Raw genomic sequence first — 21,129 nt, forward strand, 5'->3', positions numbered from 1 at the left:
AGCAATCTAGGCACTGTGGCTATTGGATGTTTAACATTGATGAACTCGAAAAAGTACCAAATACCTTAACGTTATCACCGCGAATTTTTTGATATTTCATTATTACTTTGCTGGCAAACCAAATAATCTGGCGGTATATCCTCAATTGACACACTATTATTGTTTAATAGTTTTTGTTCACAAAGGAAATTACCATAAAGCCTTAATACATTAACATTTACTGGCTTCGACTTCATCGCTAATTTGTAATAATCTAACGCTTGAATAGAATTTCCCAATAACTGCGATGTTAATGCCATTCCTAAATTAGCTTCAAGGTGATTTGGCATCACCGATAACACTTTTTGGAAATGATATTGTGCGGCTTGGTATTGCCTTTCAGCTAAATAAGCATCACCTAATTGTAAACGTGTCGATACTGCAACACGTTCTTGATTGGCTGATGATTGACAACCTAATGTCAATAACATCAAGCCAATAGTTATAATTACTGATGATATCCTTATCATCGTTATATTCCTTAAATATATTCATCCTTGTTCTCTCTACTTTGCAATTATGTAAGACACTTCACAAAGAAAGAGATATCCAACTGTATCAGACTGCTTTTACTGAAATTAGTTCACCTTGTTGGCGTTTTTTCAGCGTACGTTTTGTGCGGTCAATAACATCACCCGCTAATTGTCCACACGCCGCATCAATATCATCACCACGCGTTTTGCGTACAATTGTTGTAAAACCATATTCCATTAATACTTTAGAGAAACGGTCAATGCGACTATTAGAACTACGTCCATATGGTGCGCCCGGGAATGGGTTCCATGGAATTAAGTTAATTTTACATGGTGTATCTTTTAAAAGTTCGGCTAATTGGTGAGCTTGTTCTGTGCTGTCATTAATATGATCAAGCATGACATATTCAATAGTAACTCGCCCTTGGTTTGCATTTGATTTAGCAATATAACGGCGAACACCTTCAAGAAACATTTCAATATTATATTTCTTGTTAATTGGTACGATTTCATCACGAATGTCATCAGTTGGCGCATGTAATGAAATAGCTAACGCTACATCAACGGCATCACCTAATTTATCTAATGCAGGTACAACACCTGATGTAGATACAGTGACACGACGTTTAGATAAACCAAAACCAAAATCATCCATCATGATTTCAAGTGCTGGAATAACATTATTTAAATTCAGTAATGGCTCCCCCATTCCCATCATAACTACGTTAGTAATAGGACGACGGCCAGTCTCTTTTAATGAACCAATAATTTTAGCAGCACGCCACACTTGCCCAATGATTTCAGACACTTTTAGGTTACGGTTAAAACCTTGCTGTGCAGTTGAACAGAATTTACACTCTAAAGCGCAACCTACTTGGGAGGAAACACATAACGTTGCACGATCATCTTCTGGGATATACACAGTTTCGACTTGTTGATCGCCAACTTTAATTGCCCATTTAATCGTGCCATCAGTTGAACGTTGTTCTTCAGAAACTTCAGGTGCTTTAATTTCAGCAATTTCTTTTAATTTATTGCGTAACACCTTGTTGATATCTGTCATTTGATCAAAATCGTCATAACAGTAGTGATACATCCACTTCATAATTTGGTCAGCACGAAAAGGTTTTTCGCCCATAGAGACAAAAAGCTCTCGCATCTGTTTACGATTTAAATCCAACAGATTAATTTTAGTTTTTTGATTCACAGTATTTTCTTTAGAAACAGCGACAGAAGCGCTTGGCGCTGGGGTGGTAGATTGGGTCATGACATTGCCTCGTTGTTACACTATGCGGCCTGCATTAGCATTGATGCTAATGGGATACTTATATATTTGTATAATTAAACAATAATAAAAAACGCCCTGTTAATTATCAAACAGGGCGTCGCATTGTACTGTTTTTCGCGTAGAGATGCTAATAAATTAGCGCGCGCAAACTTCGTTTTCAGTAAAGAAGTAGGCGATTTCGCGAGCAGCAGAAGCTTCTGAATCTGAACCGTGTACCGCATTTTCAGTAAAGCTATCGGCGTAATCAGCACGTAATGTACCTGCTAATGCGTTGTCTGGATTAGTTGCACCCATCAGATCACGGTGACGTTGGATCGCATTTTCACCTTCTAACACTTGAACCATAATTGGGCCCGAAGTCATAAATTCAACTAAGCCATCAAAAAATGGACGGCCTTTGTGCTCTTCATAAAAGCCTTCAGCTTGTTCGCGAGTCAAATGCAACATTTTAGCGCCAATGATGCTAAAGCCTGCACTTTCAAAACGGTGGTAGATAGCACCGATAACATTTTTTTTCACTGCGTTTGGTTTGATAATAGAAAATGTGCGCTGAATAGCCATGTCTTACCTCTAAATTATTTTATTAATGATAACTTTTGTTATCTCTTTTATCGCAGATCATGGAAAAACGAATCAAAAACCGCATTCCCTGCAAAAAATAAGGGCTCGATTATAGGAGGATAAAAATGAATTGCACAGATTGAATAGCCTTTTTTTTTAAAAAACTGTGGCAAAAAAGTTATAAATTATCGATCTAATCACATTTTTAACCTTTCCCATACTCAAACTGAAAAATGAGAATAAAAAAGAACCGTAATGAAACGCTATTAATAATTCTTTTATCTTTATTAAAAAGCGTAATTTAGTTAAAAATCTCTCGGTTCTTGTTTATCTCATCGTTTCAGTTTAACGGAATATAAAATTAACCATATCCGTTTGACCACTTAAATCAAGCACCGATAATTGGTATTTACCTCGTTTCTCTAGTAAATAAGAGAACGTTTCACCATTTTCAGTCTTTCCTATTTGTTCGCCATTTAAAAACCACCATTGCATACCACTTCCACCTTGCGTAGAAACGGTTATTTCGAGATTAGTTTCACTGGGTAATGGTCTTAGTAAATCACCCGCACGAATACCTGAAATAAACAAGGGAATAATATCCTCTTTAATTGGTGGACAAGTTTCAGAAATCGGTGGCAGTCGTTTTGCTCTACGCTCTTTTTCAGGCAACCATGCTTCTAATGCTATCGGCCATAAGGCAATATCTTTTAACGTTGCATTAAGGCAATTAGGTCCTGTGCGTTTACCTTCATTATCTAACCAAATTTTTTCGTTGATCCCCAAAATACCTTCTTGGTTATCATTTAATAAAGTTGGTGGAATGGTGTTATCTAAGATCCAGCTTCGACGGCTGACTCTACAATTGCTATCTTCTTTTGGTAATGCCTTACCTGTTGGCCAACAAATGGTTGCAGCGGTTACACTACTAGGGCGTAGATCTGTCGGTGGTCGCTGTTTATTTTGGTAGAAATAGCCTGTTAGTAAGTTATTAACTTGATTCATAATAGGTACAGCTGTTGCAAAACCAAATTGTCCTGCAACCGGAGTACCATCAGGCCTTCCTACCCAAACGCCAATGGTATAACGTGCGTTCACTCCAATAGACCATGCATCTCGATAGCCATAGCTGGTACCTGTTTTCCAAGCCAAAGGAACTACGGGCGAAATTGCACTATCTGGACGAGGCCTAGCTTCTCCTGCCAAAATACGCCTTGTGATCCACGCGGAACCTGGTGACATTAATACCCGATTCTCAATTATCTGTTCTGGTTTAAAACGTAAAGGGGCTGTTTTTCCTTGCCTTGCCAGCGCACTAAAGGCGGAAACAAGTTCATCCATACGTGTTGCTGTTCCCCCTAAAATCAGAGCTAAATTAGGTTCTGAGCCATAAGGAAAGCGCATTTCAAGGTGATTATGTCGCAATTTTGCTGCAAATTTCTTGGCACCATACACTTCAATAAGTTGTACTGCCGGTAGATTTAAAGAACGACTTAAGGCTTCGCTGGCACTGACTGCGCCGTTGAAACCAGAGTCAAAATTGCCGGGGCGATAATTATCAAATCGACGAGGTACATCTTGTAAGAGTGATTCCGCATGAATAAGCCCTTCATCTAATGCAAGTGCATAAATAAAAGGTTTTAATGTTGAACCTGGCGAGCGCCATGCACTAATCATATCGACATGGCCAAAGCGCGAGTTGTCATTAAAATCCGCAGAGCCAACATACCCTTTTACGCTCATATCTGTATGATCAACCACTAAAATGGCTAAGGATGTTTTATCCGCTAGCTGATATTTCCATTGATTGGCAATATCTTCAAGTTGTCGTTGAATATTAATATCAATCGTTGTTGTTATAACAGGCTCTCGCTTTTCGTTATACATACGACGAGCAAGCAATGGCGCCAATTGTGGCGTTTGTCTTGGCGCTAATAAAACCTGTTCTTCTTTTATTTCATCAACTTTTTCTTGTGACCATATCTGATACTCTGCCAGCCTATCAAGCACTTTATCGCGAGCAGCTTGAGCTCGTTCAGGATATCTATCAGGTCGCAAACGACTTGGTGCTTGTGGCAATACCGCCATTAATGTTGCTTCACCAGCAGACAAATCAGCAGGTGATTTGCCTAAATAAGCCCAACTTGCCGCACCAATACCTTCTAAAGTACCGCCAAAAGGTGCTCTATTGAGGTAAATTTCCAAAATTTCGTCTTTTGAGTAATACCATTCTAATTGCAAGGTGCGCCAAAGCTGTTTGATTTTTCCGCTCAAAGTTCGAGAATGTGGATCAATCAATCGAGCCACTTGCATCGATAACGTACTTCCTCCTGAGACAATTCTTCCTGAGCTTAAGTCTTGCCATGCAGCTCGTAATATTGCCATTGGGTTAACACCGGGATGTTGATAAAACCAACGGTCTTCATAGGTGATAAGAGCATCTAAATATTCAGGAGAAACATCTGCAAGTTTGACATGATAACGCCACACCCCCTCTTTATCAGCAAAACGCCAAAGAGGCGTGCCATCTTGCGCCGTGACAATAGTTGCTATTTGGGGTTCAGGATCAGGGAGAGGCCAAATTTTATCTGCGATCCAGACTAAAATGGGGGTTACAAATAGAAAAATAATGATAACAGCAATAAGCCGTTTATATCCTAGTTTCATTCAATCACTCAAAGGAAGAAGCCCTTTCCGAAGAAAGGGCTACAAGATTTAAGGAACAATATCAATCTTGGTTTCTGTTGAACCTATTGCTCTCCAATAAGGCACATACATTGATTCAACTTGTGGAGGTGGTACTTGATAGCTACCCGGTGTAACTGCTCTTGCTAAATAGAGTAATGTTGTCGGACGATATCTGTCTACAGAAACTGCAGCAACAAATCGATCATCACGATATTCAAGGTGTTTAATATTAGCTTGCCCCATATCGTCGATAAACTCCTGTAAGTCAGCCGCACTATCACTCAAGCTTGCACTGCTTGATGCTAAGTTTTGGTTTTCAATTTCAAGACCCGCAGGTAATAAATCAACAACCAAAGCATCAGGAACATCTCTATCTGCTGAAACTTCTAGTTTCACCACCAGCATTTCACCACTTTGTAAACGATTTGGATGAACGCGATTTCCTTTCAAGTCATAGTAACTACGATGAACATTTAACACATTACTATAAGGTGCTGGAGCCACTTTCGGATAGCCTACGATATTCATTCGTGAATAAATCGCAGCACCACCACGGTTGTTTAGTTCCAACCCTTCTTGTAATTGCGTTGATGTTAATGTTTCATTCACCGCGCGATCGCTACTGATTGCAGGGATTTGACGATTTACAGCGACCTCCCAAGGTTGCTCAGACATATTAATAAAGAAGCGCCCTGCAAGATATAAAGAGTTGCTTTCTTGTGTTGAGAACCACTCACGACTCGTTAAGTTATCTGATAACGTAATCACACTTGCATCACGAGATTGTGTTTCAAGATTATTTTCACTTAATAAAGCAATAATTAACGCTTGGTCACGAATAACGCTACCGTAATCACCTAACCCATAATTATATTTACGAGTTGTTGTCACGCCTTCTGCAATTAAACCTTCTGCACGACTGTTATCACCCATCAATTTTAACGCAATGCCTAATTGAACTAACGCCAAACCACTACCAGCATCATTTCGCTCAAGATAAAGGCGACGTAATTCACCCAAAGGTGCTTTTTGTTGATTCGCTAATACAAGTGCTGCATATGCTCTGGCAGAGAAACGGGCAGCATCTTGGTTAACCGCATATTCATAGTTAACCAAGCTTTTATCTTGTAAATAACGTAATAAACGATCATTGGCACGTTTTAATGGTTCCGCTGGAACAGCATAACCTTGTTGTGAAGCACGGAATAAAAAGTCAGTGGCATAGGCTGTTAGCCAATACTCTTCACGTCCATCTTGGTTCCATAAAGAGAATCCTCCCTCTGCTTTTTGCATTGTCAGCAGGTGGGCGATACCTTTTTCAATTGCCACTTTTCTATCAGCATCAGTTTGCGTTTTGATCCCTAATTGCTTCAACTCTTTTTCTGTTGAATATAAAGAAGGATAAAGCCCGCTGACAGTTTGCTCTAAGCAACCATAAGGGTAAGCAAACAACTCTCTGACATAACGTGCAATCTGTAATGGAGGACGGCTTGTCAGTAATAATTCACCTTCAAGCGTTGAGTTATTAAAACGATTTAAAACGTCTGTTGGCAAACTCCACGTCTCACCATCTTGTAACGTGCTTGCATAATGAAGTGTTTCTGCCGGATAAGCAGGACGAACACCTATATTCCATGTGTTGTGGTAAGGTTTAATTTCTTCACCAGGTACTTTAATACCATAAATAGACAGTGAGAATTCGCCTTGACCAAAGCCATGTTTCGCTTTTACTGGGATCTGAACTTGGGTACGTTCACCTTTTGTCAGCGATACTGTTTTACTTTCTGCACCACCTAATCCTACCAGACCAGAAGCAGTGTAATTTAACGTGATAGATTGTGCGTCATCCGTTAGATTGGTTAAATCTAAAGACAACAGTGCATTATCACCACCCGCCATAAATCGAGGCAATGAAAGTTGAGTCACTAAAGGTGCCGCAATAACCACTTTACCTTCTTGACTACCGAATTTATCAGCAGTCCAAGCTTGCGCCATTAAACGAACTTCGCCATTAAATTCAGGAATAGGTAAAGAAACTTCCCCCTCACCTTGGGCATTTAATTTTACAGGTGCTGTTTGTTGAGCAATGATTTGCACATCGGTTAATGGTTTTTTACCACCACGAGATAGCGCCGCGGCTTCACCGCCATCACCACCAAAGCGCAGATTCGCTAAACGACCTTGCCCTTCAATTAATTGCCCATAAACATCATATTGATCGATACTGTAACGTTTACGACCAAAGAAGGCATCGTAAGGATCGGGCGTTTTATACTCTGTAATATTTAATACACCCGTGTCTACCGCAGAAACTAAAACATTAATGTTTTCAGGTAATGGCTGGCCTGCAACTGGATTCGCTTTAATGCGGATTTTTAAATCTTGATTTGGTCGAATTTTTTCAGGGGCATCAAGTGAAATATCAATCCGACGGTTTTTATCCTGTAATGGTAAATGTAAAATACCAACAGCACGTTTTACAGTCGCTTGTTTTGATGTATCACCAGGCCTTACAACAACAGATGTCAGATAGAGATCGTGCCTTGCCCATTCTTTATTAATAGGCACTTCAACATCGAGTCCTTTTTCTGGTACATCAATTTCTTGCCACCATAAAGGCCCATTACTTGATTCTAATAAGACATAACCTTTACCCGGATGAGGTGCGACAATGTTTAACTTCACTTTCTCGCCTGGTAAATAACCTTCTTTATCCAGTTTAAGTTTAACTTGATCTGGTCTTACCGCACCTGTTCCACCAGTGTTATCCATCCAAGAATACCCCGCCCAGAATCGTAAGCTACTGACTAATTCTGTTTTAGGATCGACCACTTCAATACGGTAAGAACCCCACTCAACAGGGAAGGCCACTTTTGCTGTGCCATCTTTCGCTATTTTGATGGTTTGTTCATCCATTTGCAGATCTTTTTCGTTATAGCCCGATTCCCAGCCATTCGAACTAGACCAACGCCAATAATAATCATGGCGCTCATAAATAAACTTCACTTTAAGATCGTTTGCAGGAAGTTTTTTACCGTCTTGATCTGTATAGACAATTTCAAATTCAGCCATTGAGTTTTCATCAACGCTGTAACCTGATTTATATTTATCTGTACGGTAGTCATAAACTTCTTTTTTAGGGAAGACTGGACGAATGCCAGCAAGATGAGTGGCAGGCCAAACAGCTTGCTGATAACGGCGAGTAACCGGACGTCCACCAGCTTCAAGCAAGCTTGCTTGTAAAATAATATTAATTGGTGATTTCAGTTCTGCATAGCGATCACTATCAACACTTAATTCACCTTGTCCGTCAGAGTCTAAATTAAGTTCAAACTCATCCAATAAACGGCTGAAATTTTCATCTTTTACGGCACCAAATTCATAGCCAGGTAATTTACTGACCGCTTCACGAGAGGCTTTTAAGAAGACTTGTCCTTGTAAGCGATTATCGGCCGCTGGTGCACCATAAAGGTAACGCCCTTCAAGATCAAAATAAGCATCATTACCACTAAGTAGAATGCCTTTTTTACCCGTGATGACTAATGCCATTCGCTCTGGCATAAAGTCTTCAACCTGAAATTCATAGAACCGAGGCGTTCCATCACCGATATCAAAACGCAAAGTACGTGTACCGGTATTTTCATCGGCAGGAATAGCTAATTTTAACTGATAGAGTCCATTTTCAGGCTGCCATACAAAACTACGTGACACTTGGCCATCTGTTTTGAGTAAATCCACTTTAACGGGTTGCTCTTTAATTGGATTACCGTCGCCATCGCGCAGTAACGCATTAACAATTAAAGTTTCACCTGGACGATAAAGATCACGAGGGCCAAAAGCAAAAAACTGTTTGCTATAACCTTGAGGGCCTCCGATATCAAACTCAGAAAGATCAAGCGCAGGTTTACGCAAATCAATCATACTAGTTTGACCATCACGAATAGCCATTAATAAACGCGCTTTATCACTTTTCTCAAGTGTGGCATGTCCTTGGCTATCTGTTTGCGCTTTGGAGATTAAACCACCTTTTTCATCTAATAAACGAATTTCTACTTTATTTAACGCAGAACCATTTTTAAGTGATTGGGTGAAAACATCTAACGAATCAAGGTAACTATGCATCGACAATCCGATATCACTAAAAGTGAATACCGTAGCTGGCACCGTATAAGAATATTTACCAGCTTGTTGCATTACAGCAATATAGGCACCTTCTTTTTTCAGAGCATCTATTGATTTTAATGGTAACAATACGTTTTCACGGGTATTTTTTTCTGTATTTAACTCAAAACGACCGGTATAAACCAAATCAGCTTGAGATAAAAATTCATCAGATTCCCAATAGTTAATGTTAGAACGACTTTCCCATTGCGTTAAAAATTGAGCCAATTGCTCATCTTTTACACGGAAAAAGTTAACATCTACTTGATCCACATTTAAGGCAATAATAGGTAAGCCTTCGGCAGCATCAAATGGTAATAACGACCCTTTACTGGTAAATCCAACTGAAGGGAAAATTTCTTCTGTGGTTAATTTCTGGCTAAAAGGCGTTGTTAATGTACGTTCATTAATACCTTTGATTTTATCATCAATGGTTAAATTCAATTCTGTTGATGGTGGCAAATGACGAAAACGCAACTCCATCAAGTTGTCTGATAACTCCCACGCACCTTCTAGTTTTCCTTTTTTGGTATCAACAAGATGAATAACGTTATCAAACTTTTGGTCTGGATCAAGTGGTACAGAGAAAGTCACCACCATAGTACTTGCACCATCACGTTGCAGTTCTGATGCATCTAATACAGTGACATCTTTTCCTGCAAAACGCATAGCCAATTCATCACGAACTTCTTTGCTTTTTAATGCAGTTTCATTATTCGTTTTTGTTGTAACTGCTGATCTTTCGCTATTTTGAGTGGCAGTATCTGGTGTATTTTGAGCTGTGTTTTTTTGCTCAGTTGTTTGTACGTTTTGCGCTTTGTCTGTTGATGACAAGCTTTCATCAGCTTTGTCATCACACCCACTCAGTGCCAACGCAGACGCCAATACAACAGCAAGTGAGCACCAACGATAGCCTCTCTTTTCTGTATATTGTCTAAATTGGTTTTGATTCATATCCATTTCCTTTAAATTCAACCCCTGAATAATGCGATGTTTTATGCAGGCCGGGCAGAGATAATATAGATTTTTCTTTGTTCTAATAAGATAAAAAATAACAATATTGACTATATTTTATCGAATATAATGAAGTTCTTTACAGGGAAAAGTCGCTCTATTTTTACACCAAAAATAAAAATCTGACAAAACAATGCATTATATAAAAATGCAAACAATTTGCTAAATTAGTCAATATTCTATTATAGGATAAAAAAAAGCGATATCTGATGAGATATCGCCTAAATTTAGAGGGCGAAATTAACTATCCAAATTTACTATCGGGATACCTTTTCTTAAGAATCCCCCAAGTTTGCGTTGATAAAAAGGTGATACGTGGTGGATCATAAAATGGCTCACCCCTTTTTCTTTTTTATTCACAAAACAAAAATCTAAGGATTGCCCTTCTTCTAAATATTCAAAAGCCGATTCAGCTGCTTGTGGGAGTATCTGCGCAATCACATCTTCTTCGCCAGTTATTTCTAAACCAATAAGATAAAATTCCTCTTCATTATCTTGCTCCTGAGCATTAACAATAAAGGCACGGCGAATTGGTTTATGTTCACCAAAAAACTCGCTAAGTGCAGTTGTTAATTTTTCAGGCTGTGGTTCTAAAACACTTAATTTCAAAGAAGAACCTTCAACAGAAACAATTTCTTGTGTCTCAAATTGTTCAGATACACCCATTACAAACTCCAAATCCAATAATGTTTATTATTTTGCTTTTGCTAATAACAGATTTGCGATAGAACGCACGCCATAACCTGTCGCACCGGCAGCCCATTGTTCTACAGACGATTTTCTGTAAGTTGCTGAACAGTCGATATGTACCCAACCTTTTTTATAGTTAGTGACAAAATGCGATAAAAAAGCGGCTGCTGTGCTTGCTCCCGCAGTATGCGAAGGTGCTGCAATATTATTCAGATCAGCAAAGCTTGAAGGCAATTGGCTACGGTGGAAATCAGCTAATGGTAAACGCCAGAACAGCTCATTTTCTTGTTCAGCACTTGCTAATAATTCAGCCGCTAATTTATCATCAAAACTTAGTACTGAATGATAGTCATTACCCACAGCAACTTTAGCTGCACCGGTTAATGTTGCTGCATCAATGATAAGTTCTGGCGCAATATTACTTGCATCAATTAAGCCATCAGCTAGCACTAAACGGCCTTCCGCATCTGTATTCATGATTTCGACTGATTTGCCATTACGGTAACGAATGATATCACCCAGCTTAAAGGCATTACCGCTAACCATGTTATCTGCGATACACAGCAGTAGTTTCACTCGTTTATTTAAACCACGAGTAATAGCTAATGCTAAAGCACCCGCTAATGTTGCTGCACCACCCATGTCTGCTTTCATTGAATTCATAGATGATGAAGGTTTGATACTATAACCACCTGAATCAAAGGTGATACCTTTACCTACTAGACATGCAAATACAGGGGCATTGCTATCTTGAGTCGGATTAAAATCTAATGCTAAATAGACAGGATCACGAGAAGAACCGCGACCTACTGTATAAATGCCGGCATAGTTTTGATCGCGTAGATCAGCGCCTTTAGTGATCTTATAACTGATATCTTCTTTATCAAGACCACAGAAAAGATCAACAGTACGCTGTGCCAGTTGCTCTGGGCCTAATTCTTCAGCTGGCGTATTAATTGTGTCTCTAACCCAATCAACGATACGAATACGTGATTCTAATTCGTGTTTATCCGCTTCGCTTAATTGTGGCCATTCGATAGAACGAGCGCCTTTAGGTGCTCTAAAACCTAACCAAAAAGCCCAGCTACGCTCTATATCCCAGCCTTCACCCACAAGAGCAACATTACGAATGCCTTGGCTATCAACTTTACGTCCACCACGTTGAATAGCACCTAAACGGTTTTCTTCCGTTAAGTGGATTGTCATGCCTGTTTCGCAAGTGCTAATTAGTGCTTTATCACCCCAACATGCTGCTGCAGGTTCATTAGACAGCATGATAGGCATAATTTGTTTATTCATTTATTATCTCACTTATTATTACTGGTGACAGTTAACCTATTCAGACTACCAGATATTTACCTTTTAGCGTGATCAATTTACTGCAAAAATCCAGAGACCACGATCACCATCAATTGATATTAAGCTCTTGCATTGTATTCTTCGGAATATCTCTCATAACAAAAACTCAAGGCATCCCTCTTTAGAGTTATTGATAACGCGCTCAGTCTATTCAACTCAGACGCCATAATGCAAAAAGACCAGCAGTTAGCCAGTCTTTTCAATTTATAGTGCAATCAATTATTCAAATTCATCAAGCCAAACAAGCAAAATAGCTTCAAGAATTTTTTCATTAGATTTTTGTGGATCGTCATCAAAACCGTCTAAATTACAGATCCACTGATGCATATCTGTAAAGCGCACAGTTTTAGGATCAGTGTCAGGGTAAAGATCAAATAATGCTTCCCCTATTTCACGAGTATCACTCCATTTCATACTTGGCTCCTAAAATTAGTGCTCTCTTGCATGGTTAATCGAATATTTAGGGATCTCAACGACTAAATCTTCGTCAGTCACTTTAGCTTGGCAACTTAAGCGACTTTCAGGCTCTAAGCCCCATGCTTTATCTAACATGTCGTCTTCAAGCTCAGAGCTCTCTTCCAGTGAATCAAAACCTTCACGCACTACACAGTGACAAGTTGTACATGCACAAGACATTTCACAAGCATGTTCAATCTCAATACCGTTGCGTAATGCAACATCTAGAATAGATTCACCTTCTGTTGCGTCAACAACAGCACCTTCAGGGCACAGTGTGCTATGGGGTAAAAATACAATTTTAGGCATAGTTATATCTCATCCACAGAATGACCTGCCAACGCTTGGCGAATAGATGAATCCATTCGACGCGCTGCAAAATCCTGAGTTTGCTTATCCAGTAGTTTAATCGCGTTTTCAATGGCAACAGGATCTGTTCCTTCAACGCTCTCTATTAAGGTATCTACAACTTTGTCGATAGCGGTTTTCTCATCTTCATTTAGCAGATGAGCATCTTCTTCTAATGCCGCTGTTAAACTTTCTAACACGCGTGCTGCTTCGACTTTTTGCTCGGCTAGGCGACGAGCTTGTAAATCTTCTTGGGCATTTTCCATCGAAGATTGGATCATCTTAGCGATTTCAGTATCACTAAGACCATAAGAGGGTTTAACTTGTACTGAGGCTTCAACACCCGTTGATTTTTCCATAGCACTGACACTAAGTAAGCCATCAGCATCAACTTGGAATGTCACACGAATATGAGCACCACCCGCGGCCATCGGCGGAATACCACGTAATGTAAAACGTGCAAGAGAACGACAATCACTAACTAATTCACGCTCACCTTGAACAACATGAACGCTCATTGCTGTTTGACCATCTTTGAATGTCGTAAATTCTTGCGCTCTGGCAACAGGGATCGTGGTATTGCGAGGGATTACTTTCTCAACTAATCCGCCCATTGTTTCAAGACCAAGAGAAAGTGGAATAACATCTAGCAATAGCATTTCACTATCAGGTTTATTACCCACTAAAATATCAGCCTGAATTGAAGCGCCAATAGCTACGACTTTGTCAGGATCGATAGATGTTAGTGGTTCACGTTTAAAATAGTCGCCAACCATTTGACGAACTAATGGAACTCGTGTCGATCCCCCAACCATAACCACTTCTAGAACTTCATCAATGTCAACATCTGCATCTTTTAAAGCACGGCGAACAGACAACAATGTACGCTTCACCAATGATTGAATTAATGATTCAAACTCAGCACGAGTAATTTCACCTTTCCAACCATTAATACTGATATCAGCAACATCATTATCACTTAATGCAATTTTAGTTTCTGATGCTACATCCAGCAGTTGGCGTTGTAATATCGCATCTTTTTGATAGCCAAAACCTGCGCGCTCTCTTATCCAATCCGCCAACATCATATCAAAATCGTCGCCACCTAAAGCGGTATCACCACCGGTTGCCAAGACTTCAAAAACACCTTTGGTTAAACGTAAAACGGAAATATCAAAAGTACCACCGCCTAAATCATAAACAACAATGGTACCCTCTTTTCCTGAATCTAAACCATAAGCAATAGCGGCTGCTGTTGGTTCATTTAATAAACGTAAAACATGTAATCCTGCACGGCGAGCTGCTTCTTTTGTACCTTGGCGTTGAGCATCGTCAAAATAGGCTGGTACAGTGACCACTACACCATCAAGTTCACCACCTAATGATTGCGTTGCACGTTCTGCCAATGTTTTTAATATGTCAGAAGAAACTTGAATAGGATCGACAATACCTGCCGCTGTTTTAATTAACGGTAAACCATTGTCATTTTCATGAAAATGATAAGGAAGATTAGGATAACGGCTTGTCACATCACTTAGTGAGCGACCCAACATTCTTTTAATTGAGCTTATCGTGTTAGCAGGATCTTTTTCTGCTTCTTTTTTAGCATTCCAACCAACGTTGATATGATCAACTTGATACTGCACAACAGATGGCAATAAATAGCGACCTTCGCTGTCTGAAAGCGCTTCGGCTTGCCCACTACGTACAGTGGCAACTAATGAGTGTGTCGTTCCTAAATCAATACCCGCAGCAAGTCTGCGCTGGTGTGGCGCAGGTGTTTGACCTGGTTCACTAATTTGTAATAATGACATAACAGTTTCCCTTAAGACTCGTCAAACAGGCGTTCTTCTAACTGCTCTACTTGTTCTTTAAGTTTAGTTAAAAAACGTATTTTTCTGACACAATCAGCAGCAACACTCCAATTATGGCTATTTATCGTTGTTACCATTTCATCAAAACGAACTATATAGTTTTTATCTAAACGTGAAGAGAAATCGGATAATAAAACAGCAACATTAGCACTATACTCAATGTTATCGAGCTCTTCTCTTAATGCTAATTGTTCCATTAGAAACACAGTATCTTGCATCGTTTGTTGTTCATTAGCGATATCTATACCATGCAAAGAGAGCATATATTCAGCTCTAGAGATTGGATTTTTTAAGGTCTGATAAGCCTGATTAATAGTGGAGGCAAACGAAACAGCTTGAGCCTGTTCTTTATCAGATTTACCAGCAAAACGATCTGGGTGATACTGACGTTGCATTTCTTGATAACGTGTAGCAAGTTGCTGTTTATCAATATCAAAGCGATTAGGCATGCCTAATAGTGTGAAATAGTCCATACATCTACTCTTGGATTAATTAACGTTAATACCGTGTTTTAACACAAATTACACTGTAAAGCTTTCACCACAACCACACTCATTGGATACATTGGGGTTGTTAAACTTAAAGCCTTCGTTTAATCCTTCTTTGACGAAATCAAGCTCAGTTCCATCTAAATAGACCATGCTTTTACCATCAATGATAACTTTCACACCTTTGTCTTCAAAAACAGTATCTTCGTCATTGATGACATCAGCAAATTCAAGAACATAAGCCATTCCAGAACAACCGGATGTTCTTACGCCTAAACGTAAACCTTCACCTTTACCTCGATTAGACAGGAAAGAGCGAACACGATTAGCGGCGGATTCTGTAAGGGAAATTGACATGGCACACCTCACTCATAAAGAACGAAAGCGGATACTGAAAAAAAGTTTCAGCATCCGCCAATATTTTATTTTTTTATTATAAAAGACAATTACTTGCCTTGGCGTTTGCTTTTATAGTCTGCAATCGCTGCTTTTATTGCATCTTCTGCAAGAATTGAACAGTGAATTTTCACTGGTGGTAATTCTAATTCTTCTGCAATTGCGGTGTTCTTGATGGATTCGGCTTCATCTAATGTTTTGCCTTTCATCCATTCTGTAACCAGTGAACTTGATGCAATCGCTGAACCACAACCATAAGTTTTAAAACGCGCATCTTCAATTACGCCGTTATCATCAACTTTGATTTGCAGTTTCATGACATCACCACAAGCAGGTGCGCCTACCATACCACTTCCTACAGAAGGGTCGTTGTTATCAAATGAGCCCACATTACGAGGGTTTTCATAATGATCAATTACTTTATCGCTATAAGCCATGATTTAACTCCTGAAAACGTCTGATTAATGGTGAGACCATTCGATACTGTTGATATCAACACCTTGTTTATGCATATCCCAAAGTGGCGAAAGATCACGTAGGCGACCAATAGCACTGTGGATTTGTTTAATTGCATAATCTATTTCTTCTTCTGTTGTGAAACGGCCCAGGGAGAAGCGAATAGAACTGTGTGCAAGTTCATCTGTTAATCCTAAAGCACGCAGTACATAAGAAGGTTCTAAACTTGCTGAAGTACAGGCTGAACCTGAAGAAACAGCAAGATCTTTCAGTGCCATCATTAATGATTCGCCTTCAACATAGTTGAAACTTACATTAAGAATATTTGGCGCAGTGTGTTCTAAAGAACCGTTGATATAAACTTCTTCAATATCTTTAATGCCATTCCATAAACGTAAACGTAATTCGTTTAAGCGTTTAGTTTCATCAGCCATTTCTTCTTTCAAAATACGGTAAGCTTCGCCCATACCTACAATTTGGTGAACGGCTAATGTACCTGAACGCATACCACGCTCATGTCCACCACCGTGCATTTGTGCTTCTAAACGAATGCGTGGTTTACGGCGAACATAAAGCGCACCGATACCCATAGGGCCGTATACTTTATGCGCAGAAAGAGAAAGTAAATCAACTTTTAACTTAGAGAGATCAATAGGTAACTTACCAACGCTTTGTGTTGCATCTACGTGGTAAATAATCCCTTTGCTACGGCATAATTCACCGATAGCCGCAATATCTTGAACAACACCAATTTCGTTATTTACATGCATGATAGAAACTAAAATAGTATCTTCACGCATTGCTTCTTCAAGTTCTTTCAGGTCAATCAGACCATCACTTTTTGGTGCTAAATAAGTGACTTCAAAACCTTCACGCTCAAGTTGACGACAAGTGTCTAAAATGGCTTTATGTTCGGTTTTTGAAGTGATGATGTGCTTACCTTTTTTCTGGTAAAAGTTAGCAACACCTTTTAGTGCGAGGTTATCAGCTTCAGTTGCACCTGATGTGAATACAATTTCACGAGGATCAGCACCGATTAAATCAGCAATCTGATTACGTGCAATATCAATAGCTTCTTCTGCTTGCCAACCAAAACGGTGTGAACGAGAGGCTGGGTTACCAAAAATGCCATCAATAGTTAGGCATTGCATCATTTTTTCAGCAACTCGCGGATCAACAGGAGTGGTTGCTGAATAATCTAGATAAATGGGTAATTTCATTGCTCACTAACTCCAAAGACGACGGATCTTCTTTAATAATTTTGTTTTTGCCTACCTAGGGATCGCCGTTAAACTCGCATATTAACAATGGTTTCTTGTAAACGACCATTAATAGCATGGCGTTTTTCATTGTCTTGACGATCGGCGACATCCATAACCTCTTCGTTATTCACTAACTCTTCAAGGCTGATACTGCTTAGGAAACTGGTTATACGATCACTTAAATCACGCCACAAAGTATGAGTCAGGCAACGATCGCCACCTTGACAACCTTCTTTGTTACCCTGACAACGGGTAGCATCGACAGATTCATCAACCGCAGAAATAACTTGAGCAACAAAAATTTGCCCAGCATCACGGCCTAATAAATAGCCGCCACCAGGGCCTCGAACACTTGCAACTAGTTCATTTTTGCGCAAACGCGAGAAAAGCTGCTCAAGATAAGAAAGGGAAATCCCTTGACGCTCTGAAATATCGGCGAGGGGAACAGGGCCTTGCTGTGAATGCAATGCAACATCAAGCATTGCAGTAACTGCGTAACGCCCTTTTGATGTCAGTCTCATAACAAATACTCCGTGGTGAACAATAATCAAATTGTGTCATTCCCGAGTAATTTAGTCAACTATTTATCCGAGTGTTTTAGTCAAGTATTATACTCAGCCTAAAGTTGACTTAAGTTAATCAACTTTACCCTCTATTTCTTAGCCCATTTCTCAACTGACGTTAGAATACCACGTAAGATATGAAGCTCTTGTGTTTCTGGGCGTGCACGCGTAAATAGACGGCGTAAACGGCTCATCACTTGCCCTGGATGTTTAGGACGAATAAAGCCTGATTCATTCAGCACCTGTTCTAAATGAACATAAAAACGTTCAATATCATCAGCAGGTGGATAATCAATCTCTGATGGGGTATTTTCCTCTTGTTTTTCTTCTTGGGCAAGTGCTGCCATACGAATTTCATAACAAACAAGTTGAACTGCCATCGCTAAATTTAAAGAACCATATTCTGGATTAGTCGGAACATATAGATGAAAGTCACATTTTTGTAATTCTTCATTGGTTAAACCTGTGCGTTCACGACCAAAAATTACTGCAACTGGCTTATTTTTAGCTTCCATAACACAACGCTCACCACATTCACGGGGGGCAAGCATGGGCCAAGAAAGTGTGCGACTGCGAGCGCTTGTTCCAATCACTAAACCACAACCTTCAATCGCTTCATCGATACTATTAACAATGTGTGCATTGCCAATAACATCACTTGCACCTGCTGATAGGGCAATAGAATGTGAATCTGGTTTTTCTTTCGGATTAACAAAATAAAGGTTGGTCAATCCCATGGTTTTCATAGCTCGAGCTGTAGAGCCCATATTGCCTGTATGTGAGGTCTCTACAAGGATGATGCGAATATTTTCTAACATTGATTTCTTGTTAATTGCTTTGTGATCCATCTATTTTATCACAAATGTAGCCAGAAACACGAATGCCTGTTATACTCTCGCACGTTTTTTATCCCCGTTCTTTAACATCTTGTGGAAGATAACCATGCATCCGATGCTGAATATTGCCATACGTGCCGCACGTAAGGCTGGTAATTTAATCGCCAAAAATTACGAAAATCCTGAATCTGTAGAAACTAATCAGAAAGGTACCAATGATTTTGTCACTAATGTTGACCGTGACGCAGAACAAGCAATCATTGAAATCATCCGTAAGTCTTATCCAAAACACACCATTATTACGGAAGAAAGTGGCGAGTTACTCGGTGAAGATCACGACATACAATGGGTTATTGATCCACTTGATGGCACGACTAACTTCATTAAACGTCTTCCACACTTCTCTGTTTCTATCGCTGTACGCATTAAAGGCCGTACTGAAGTGGCAGTTGTTTATGATCCTATGCGTAACGAGTTATTTTCAGCTGTTCGCGGTCAAGGCGCTCAATTAAATGGTTATCGTCTGCGTGGCTCTAATGCCCGTGATTTAGATGGTGCTGTTCTTGCTACTGGTTTTCCATTCAAAAGCAAACAACATTCAGCCGCTTATATGAACATGTTAGGTAAACTGTTTGTTCCTTGTGCTGATTTCCGTCGTACAGGCTCAGCTGCATTAGATTTAGCTTATGTTGCCGCTGGCCGTGTTGATGGTTTCTTTGAAATTGGCTTAAAACCTTGGGATTTCTTAGGTGGTGAGTTAATTGCTCGTGAAGCAGGTGCTATCGTTTCTGACTTTACTGGTAACCACGGCTATCTCCAAACAGGTAATATTGTTGCTGGTAACCCACGTGTCGTTAGAGCATTATTAGCTGAAATTCGTAGCGAATTAACGGATGCATTAAAACGTTAATTGTGTCGATACCTATAATGGCGGCTGTATAACTGTATAAAAGAAAAAGACCATCAAGTTATGGTCTTTTTTATTGTCTATATATTTTTAGTTGTTAACTATTTTGAGGTTTGACTTTAGGTCTGATAAACATCGCTGGGATCGTTAACGCAGCCATTAACCAGAAGATCAATGATTCTTGATTTGGGAGTTTTTCATATAGCCAGCCCGATATAATCGTCATAATGGCTATGCTTCCTCCCATTGCTAAAGCAGAATACACAGCTTGCAAACGAATAATTTCGTGTTCTTGACGGGCGCTAATAAAACGCATTGCAGCCAAATGACATACTGTAAACGTACCACTATGTAAGATTTGAACGACAATAAGTGCAGGTAATGCGGTAAAACTCCCCATTAATCCCCAACGTAAAAGCCCAGCAAAAGCAGAAAGTAACAGCAGATCCCTTGCACTCCACCGGCGGAATAAACGGTGACTAAGCATAAAAACGATGACTTCAGATACCACACCTAATGACCAAAGATAGCCAATTGTTGCAGTGTCATATCCTGCTTTTTCCCAATAAAGCGCGCTAAAACCATAATAGGCCGCATGCGCGCCTTGCAATAGAGAAACACATAACAAAAAGCGCCAAACAGGCCCATCAGAAATGAGTTTCATAAAAGACACATTACTGTGTTTTGCTTTTTTCACCTTACCTTGAGGCATGACTTTAGGACGAAGCATCGATGTAAGGAATAATGCAAGGGTACTGGCAATCAACCCATAAAGAATGATGGGATGCCCAAAAGCATCAATTAAAATCCCTAACAATGATGAACTAATAATAAAAGCAATAGAGCCCCAAACACGGATTTTTCCATAATCAAAGGGGAACTGTTTTTGCCAAGTTCCAGCCAAGGAATCCCCTAAAGGCACCATAGGTGAAAAGAATACGTTAAATCCAGTCATCACAAAGAATAACCATGCCCAATGGCTGCCCATCATAAATGCAACAGTAAAGAGTAATGAGAGAAAGGCGAATAGTCGTAATGCAGTGATAAGTTTTGATGGATCTTTTACTGCAGGCGTTAAGATGAGGCTACCGACAAAACGTGCAGTTAAACCTACACCTAATAACAGACCTATCATTGCAGGATCGACACCCTCTCCTTTTAGCCATATTGACCAAAAAGGTAAAAAGATACCGTACGAGAAGAAATACGTAAAATAATCTAAGGCAAGCCACAGTGTTGATGGAATAACCATCCAATCCCCCATTTTTAA

18 protein-coding genes are annotated in these 21,129 nt (G+C 39.7%); 1 reads left to right on the forward strand and 17 read right to left on the reverse strand.

What is annotated here, in order from left to right; genetic code table 11:
• Positions 1-74 precede the first annotated feature (74 nt).
• The 16 genes from ABN080_RS09375 to trmJ all read right to left on the reverse strand — a co-directional run bounded on the left by ABN080_RS09375 (position 75) and on the right by trmJ (position 18,934).
• Positions 75-509, reverse strand: coding sequence for a hypothetical protein (locus tag ABN080_RS09375; protein ID WP_072068692.1), 435 nt, complete (start codon positions 507-509; stop codon positions 75-77).
• An 88-nt stretch (positions 510-597) separates the two neighbouring features.
• Complete coding sequence (gene rlmN, locus ABN080_RS09380) at positions 598-1,779, reverse strand: dual-specificity RNA methyltransferase RlmN (RefSeq protein ID WP_109407318.1); 1,182 nt, start codon at positions 1,777-1,779, stop codon at positions 598-600.
• A gap of 156 nt (positions 1,780-1,935) precedes the next feature.
• Positions 1,936-2,361: a nucleoside-diphosphate kinase gene (gene ndk, locus ABN080_RS09385; protein ID WP_023581630.1), complete on the reverse strand. Its 426-nt coding sequence runs from the start codon at positions 2,359-2,361 to the stop codon at positions 1,936-1,938.
• Between the two features lie 345 nt (positions 2,362-2,706).
• The gene (gene pbpC / locus ABN080_RS09390) at positions 2,707-5,028 is read right to left on the reverse strand and encodes a peptidoglycan glycosyltransferase PbpC (protein WP_349440893.1); all 2,322 of its coding nucleotides are present in this window, start codon (positions 5,026-5,028) and stop codon (positions 2,707-2,709) included.
• Positions 5,029-5,076: 48 nt separating this feature from the next.
• On the reverse strand, positions 5,077-10,164 hold the full coding sequence (locus ABN080_RS09395) for an alpha-2-macroglobulin family protein (protein ID WP_502929691.1): 5,088 nt from the start codon (positions 10,162-10,164) through the stop codon (positions 5,077-5,079).
• A gap of 300 nt (positions 10,165-10,464) precedes the next feature.
• Complete coding sequence (locus ABN080_RS09400; protein ID WP_349439283.1) at positions 10,465-10,890, reverse strand: enhanced serine sensitivity protein SseB C-terminal domain-containing protein; 426 nt, start codon at positions 10,888-10,890, stop codon at positions 10,465-10,467.
• Between the two features lie 27 nt (positions 10,891-10,917).
• Positions 10,918-12,213 (reverse strand): aminopeptidase PepB, encoded by a 1,296-nt coding sequence (pepB, locus tag ABN080_RS09405; protein WP_072068696.1) that lies wholly within the window; start codon positions 12,211-12,213, stop codon positions 10,918-10,920.
• A gap of 279 nt (positions 12,214-12,492) precedes the next feature.
• On the reverse strand, positions 12,493-12,687 hold the full coding sequence (gene iscX, locus ABN080_RS09410) for a Fe-S cluster assembly protein IscX (protein ID WP_072068697.1): 195 nt from the start codon (positions 12,685-12,687) through the stop codon (positions 12,493-12,495).
• A gap of 15 nt (positions 12,688-12,702) precedes the next feature.
• Entirely contained in the window at positions 12,703-13,038 is a 336-nt protein-coding gene (gene fdx / locus ABN080_RS09415; RefSeq protein ID WP_006533442.1) for an ISC system 2Fe-2S type ferredoxin, read from the reverse strand.
• 2 nt (positions 13,039-13,040) lie between these two features.
• Positions 13,041-14,891 carry a Fe-S protein assembly chaperone HscA gene (hscA, locus tag ABN080_RS09420; RefSeq protein WP_349440894.1) on the reverse strand — a complete coding sequence of 617 codons (1,851 nt, stop codon included), beginning with the start codon at positions 14,889-14,891 and terminating at the stop codon, positions 13,041-13,043.
• A gap of 11 nt (positions 14,892-14,902) precedes the next feature.
• Positions 14,903-15,424 (reverse strand): co-chaperone HscB, encoded by a 522-nt coding sequence (hscB, locus tag ABN080_RS09425; protein ID WP_196553806.1) that lies wholly within the window; start codon positions 15,422-15,424, stop codon positions 14,903-14,905.
• A 48-nt stretch (positions 15,425-15,472) separates the two neighbouring features.
• Complete coding sequence (gene iscA / locus ABN080_RS09430) at positions 15,473-15,796, reverse strand: iron-sulfur cluster assembly protein IscA (protein ID WP_036935396.1); 324 nt, start codon at positions 15,794-15,796, stop codon at positions 15,473-15,475.
• An 89-nt stretch (positions 15,797-15,885) separates the two neighbouring features.
• Positions 15,886-16,272 carry a Fe-S cluster assembly scaffold IscU gene (gene iscU, locus ABN080_RS09435; RefSeq protein WP_036935393.1) on the reverse strand — a complete coding sequence of 129 codons (387 nt, stop codon included), beginning with the start codon at positions 16,270-16,272 and terminating at the stop codon, positions 15,886-15,888.
• Positions 16,273-16,296: 24 nt separating this feature from the next.
• The gene (locus ABN080_RS09440; protein WP_072068700.1) at positions 16,297-17,511 is read right to left on the reverse strand and encodes an IscS subfamily cysteine desulfurase; all 1,215 of its coding nucleotides are present in this window, start codon (positions 17,509-17,511) and stop codon (positions 16,297-16,299) included.
• A 68-nt stretch (positions 17,512-17,579) separates the two neighbouring features.
• Positions 17,580-18,074: a Fe-S cluster assembly transcriptional regulator IscR gene (gene iscR, locus ABN080_RS09445; protein WP_006533450.1), complete on the reverse strand. Its 495-nt coding sequence runs from the start codon at positions 18,072-18,074 to the stop codon at positions 17,580-17,582.
• A 131-nt stretch (positions 18,075-18,205) separates the two neighbouring features.
• Positions 18,206-18,934 (reverse strand): tRNA (cytosine(32)/uridine(32)-2'-O)-methyltransferase TrmJ, encoded by a 729-nt coding sequence (trmJ, locus tag ABN080_RS09450; protein ID WP_072068756.1) that lies wholly within the window; start codon positions 18,932-18,934, stop codon positions 18,206-18,208.
• 124 nt (positions 18,935-19,058) lie between these two features.
• Between trmJ and suhB the strand changes: the two genes are divergently transcribed.
• Positions 19,059-19,862: an inositol-1-monophosphatase gene (gene suhB, locus ABN080_RS09455; protein WP_023581619.1), complete on the forward strand. Its 804-nt coding sequence runs from the start codon at positions 19,059-19,061 to the stop codon at positions 19,860-19,862.
• Between the two features lie 94 nt (positions 19,863-19,956).
• On the opposite strand, the gene ABN080_RS09460 is transcribed toward suhB, so the two are convergent.
• Positions 19,957-21,111, reverse strand: coding sequence for a 3-phenylpropionate MFS transporter (locus ABN080_RS09460; protein ID WP_072068701.1), 1,155 nt, complete (start codon positions 21,109-21,111; stop codon positions 19,957-19,959).
• Positions 21,112-21,129 lie beyond the last annotated feature (18 nt).

The organism is Proteus sp. fly-1089 (assembly GCF_040138965.1).
Classification (GTDB): domain Bacteria; phylum Pseudomonadota; class Gammaproteobacteria; order Enterobacterales; family Enterobacteriaceae; genus Proteus; species Proteus vulgaris_B.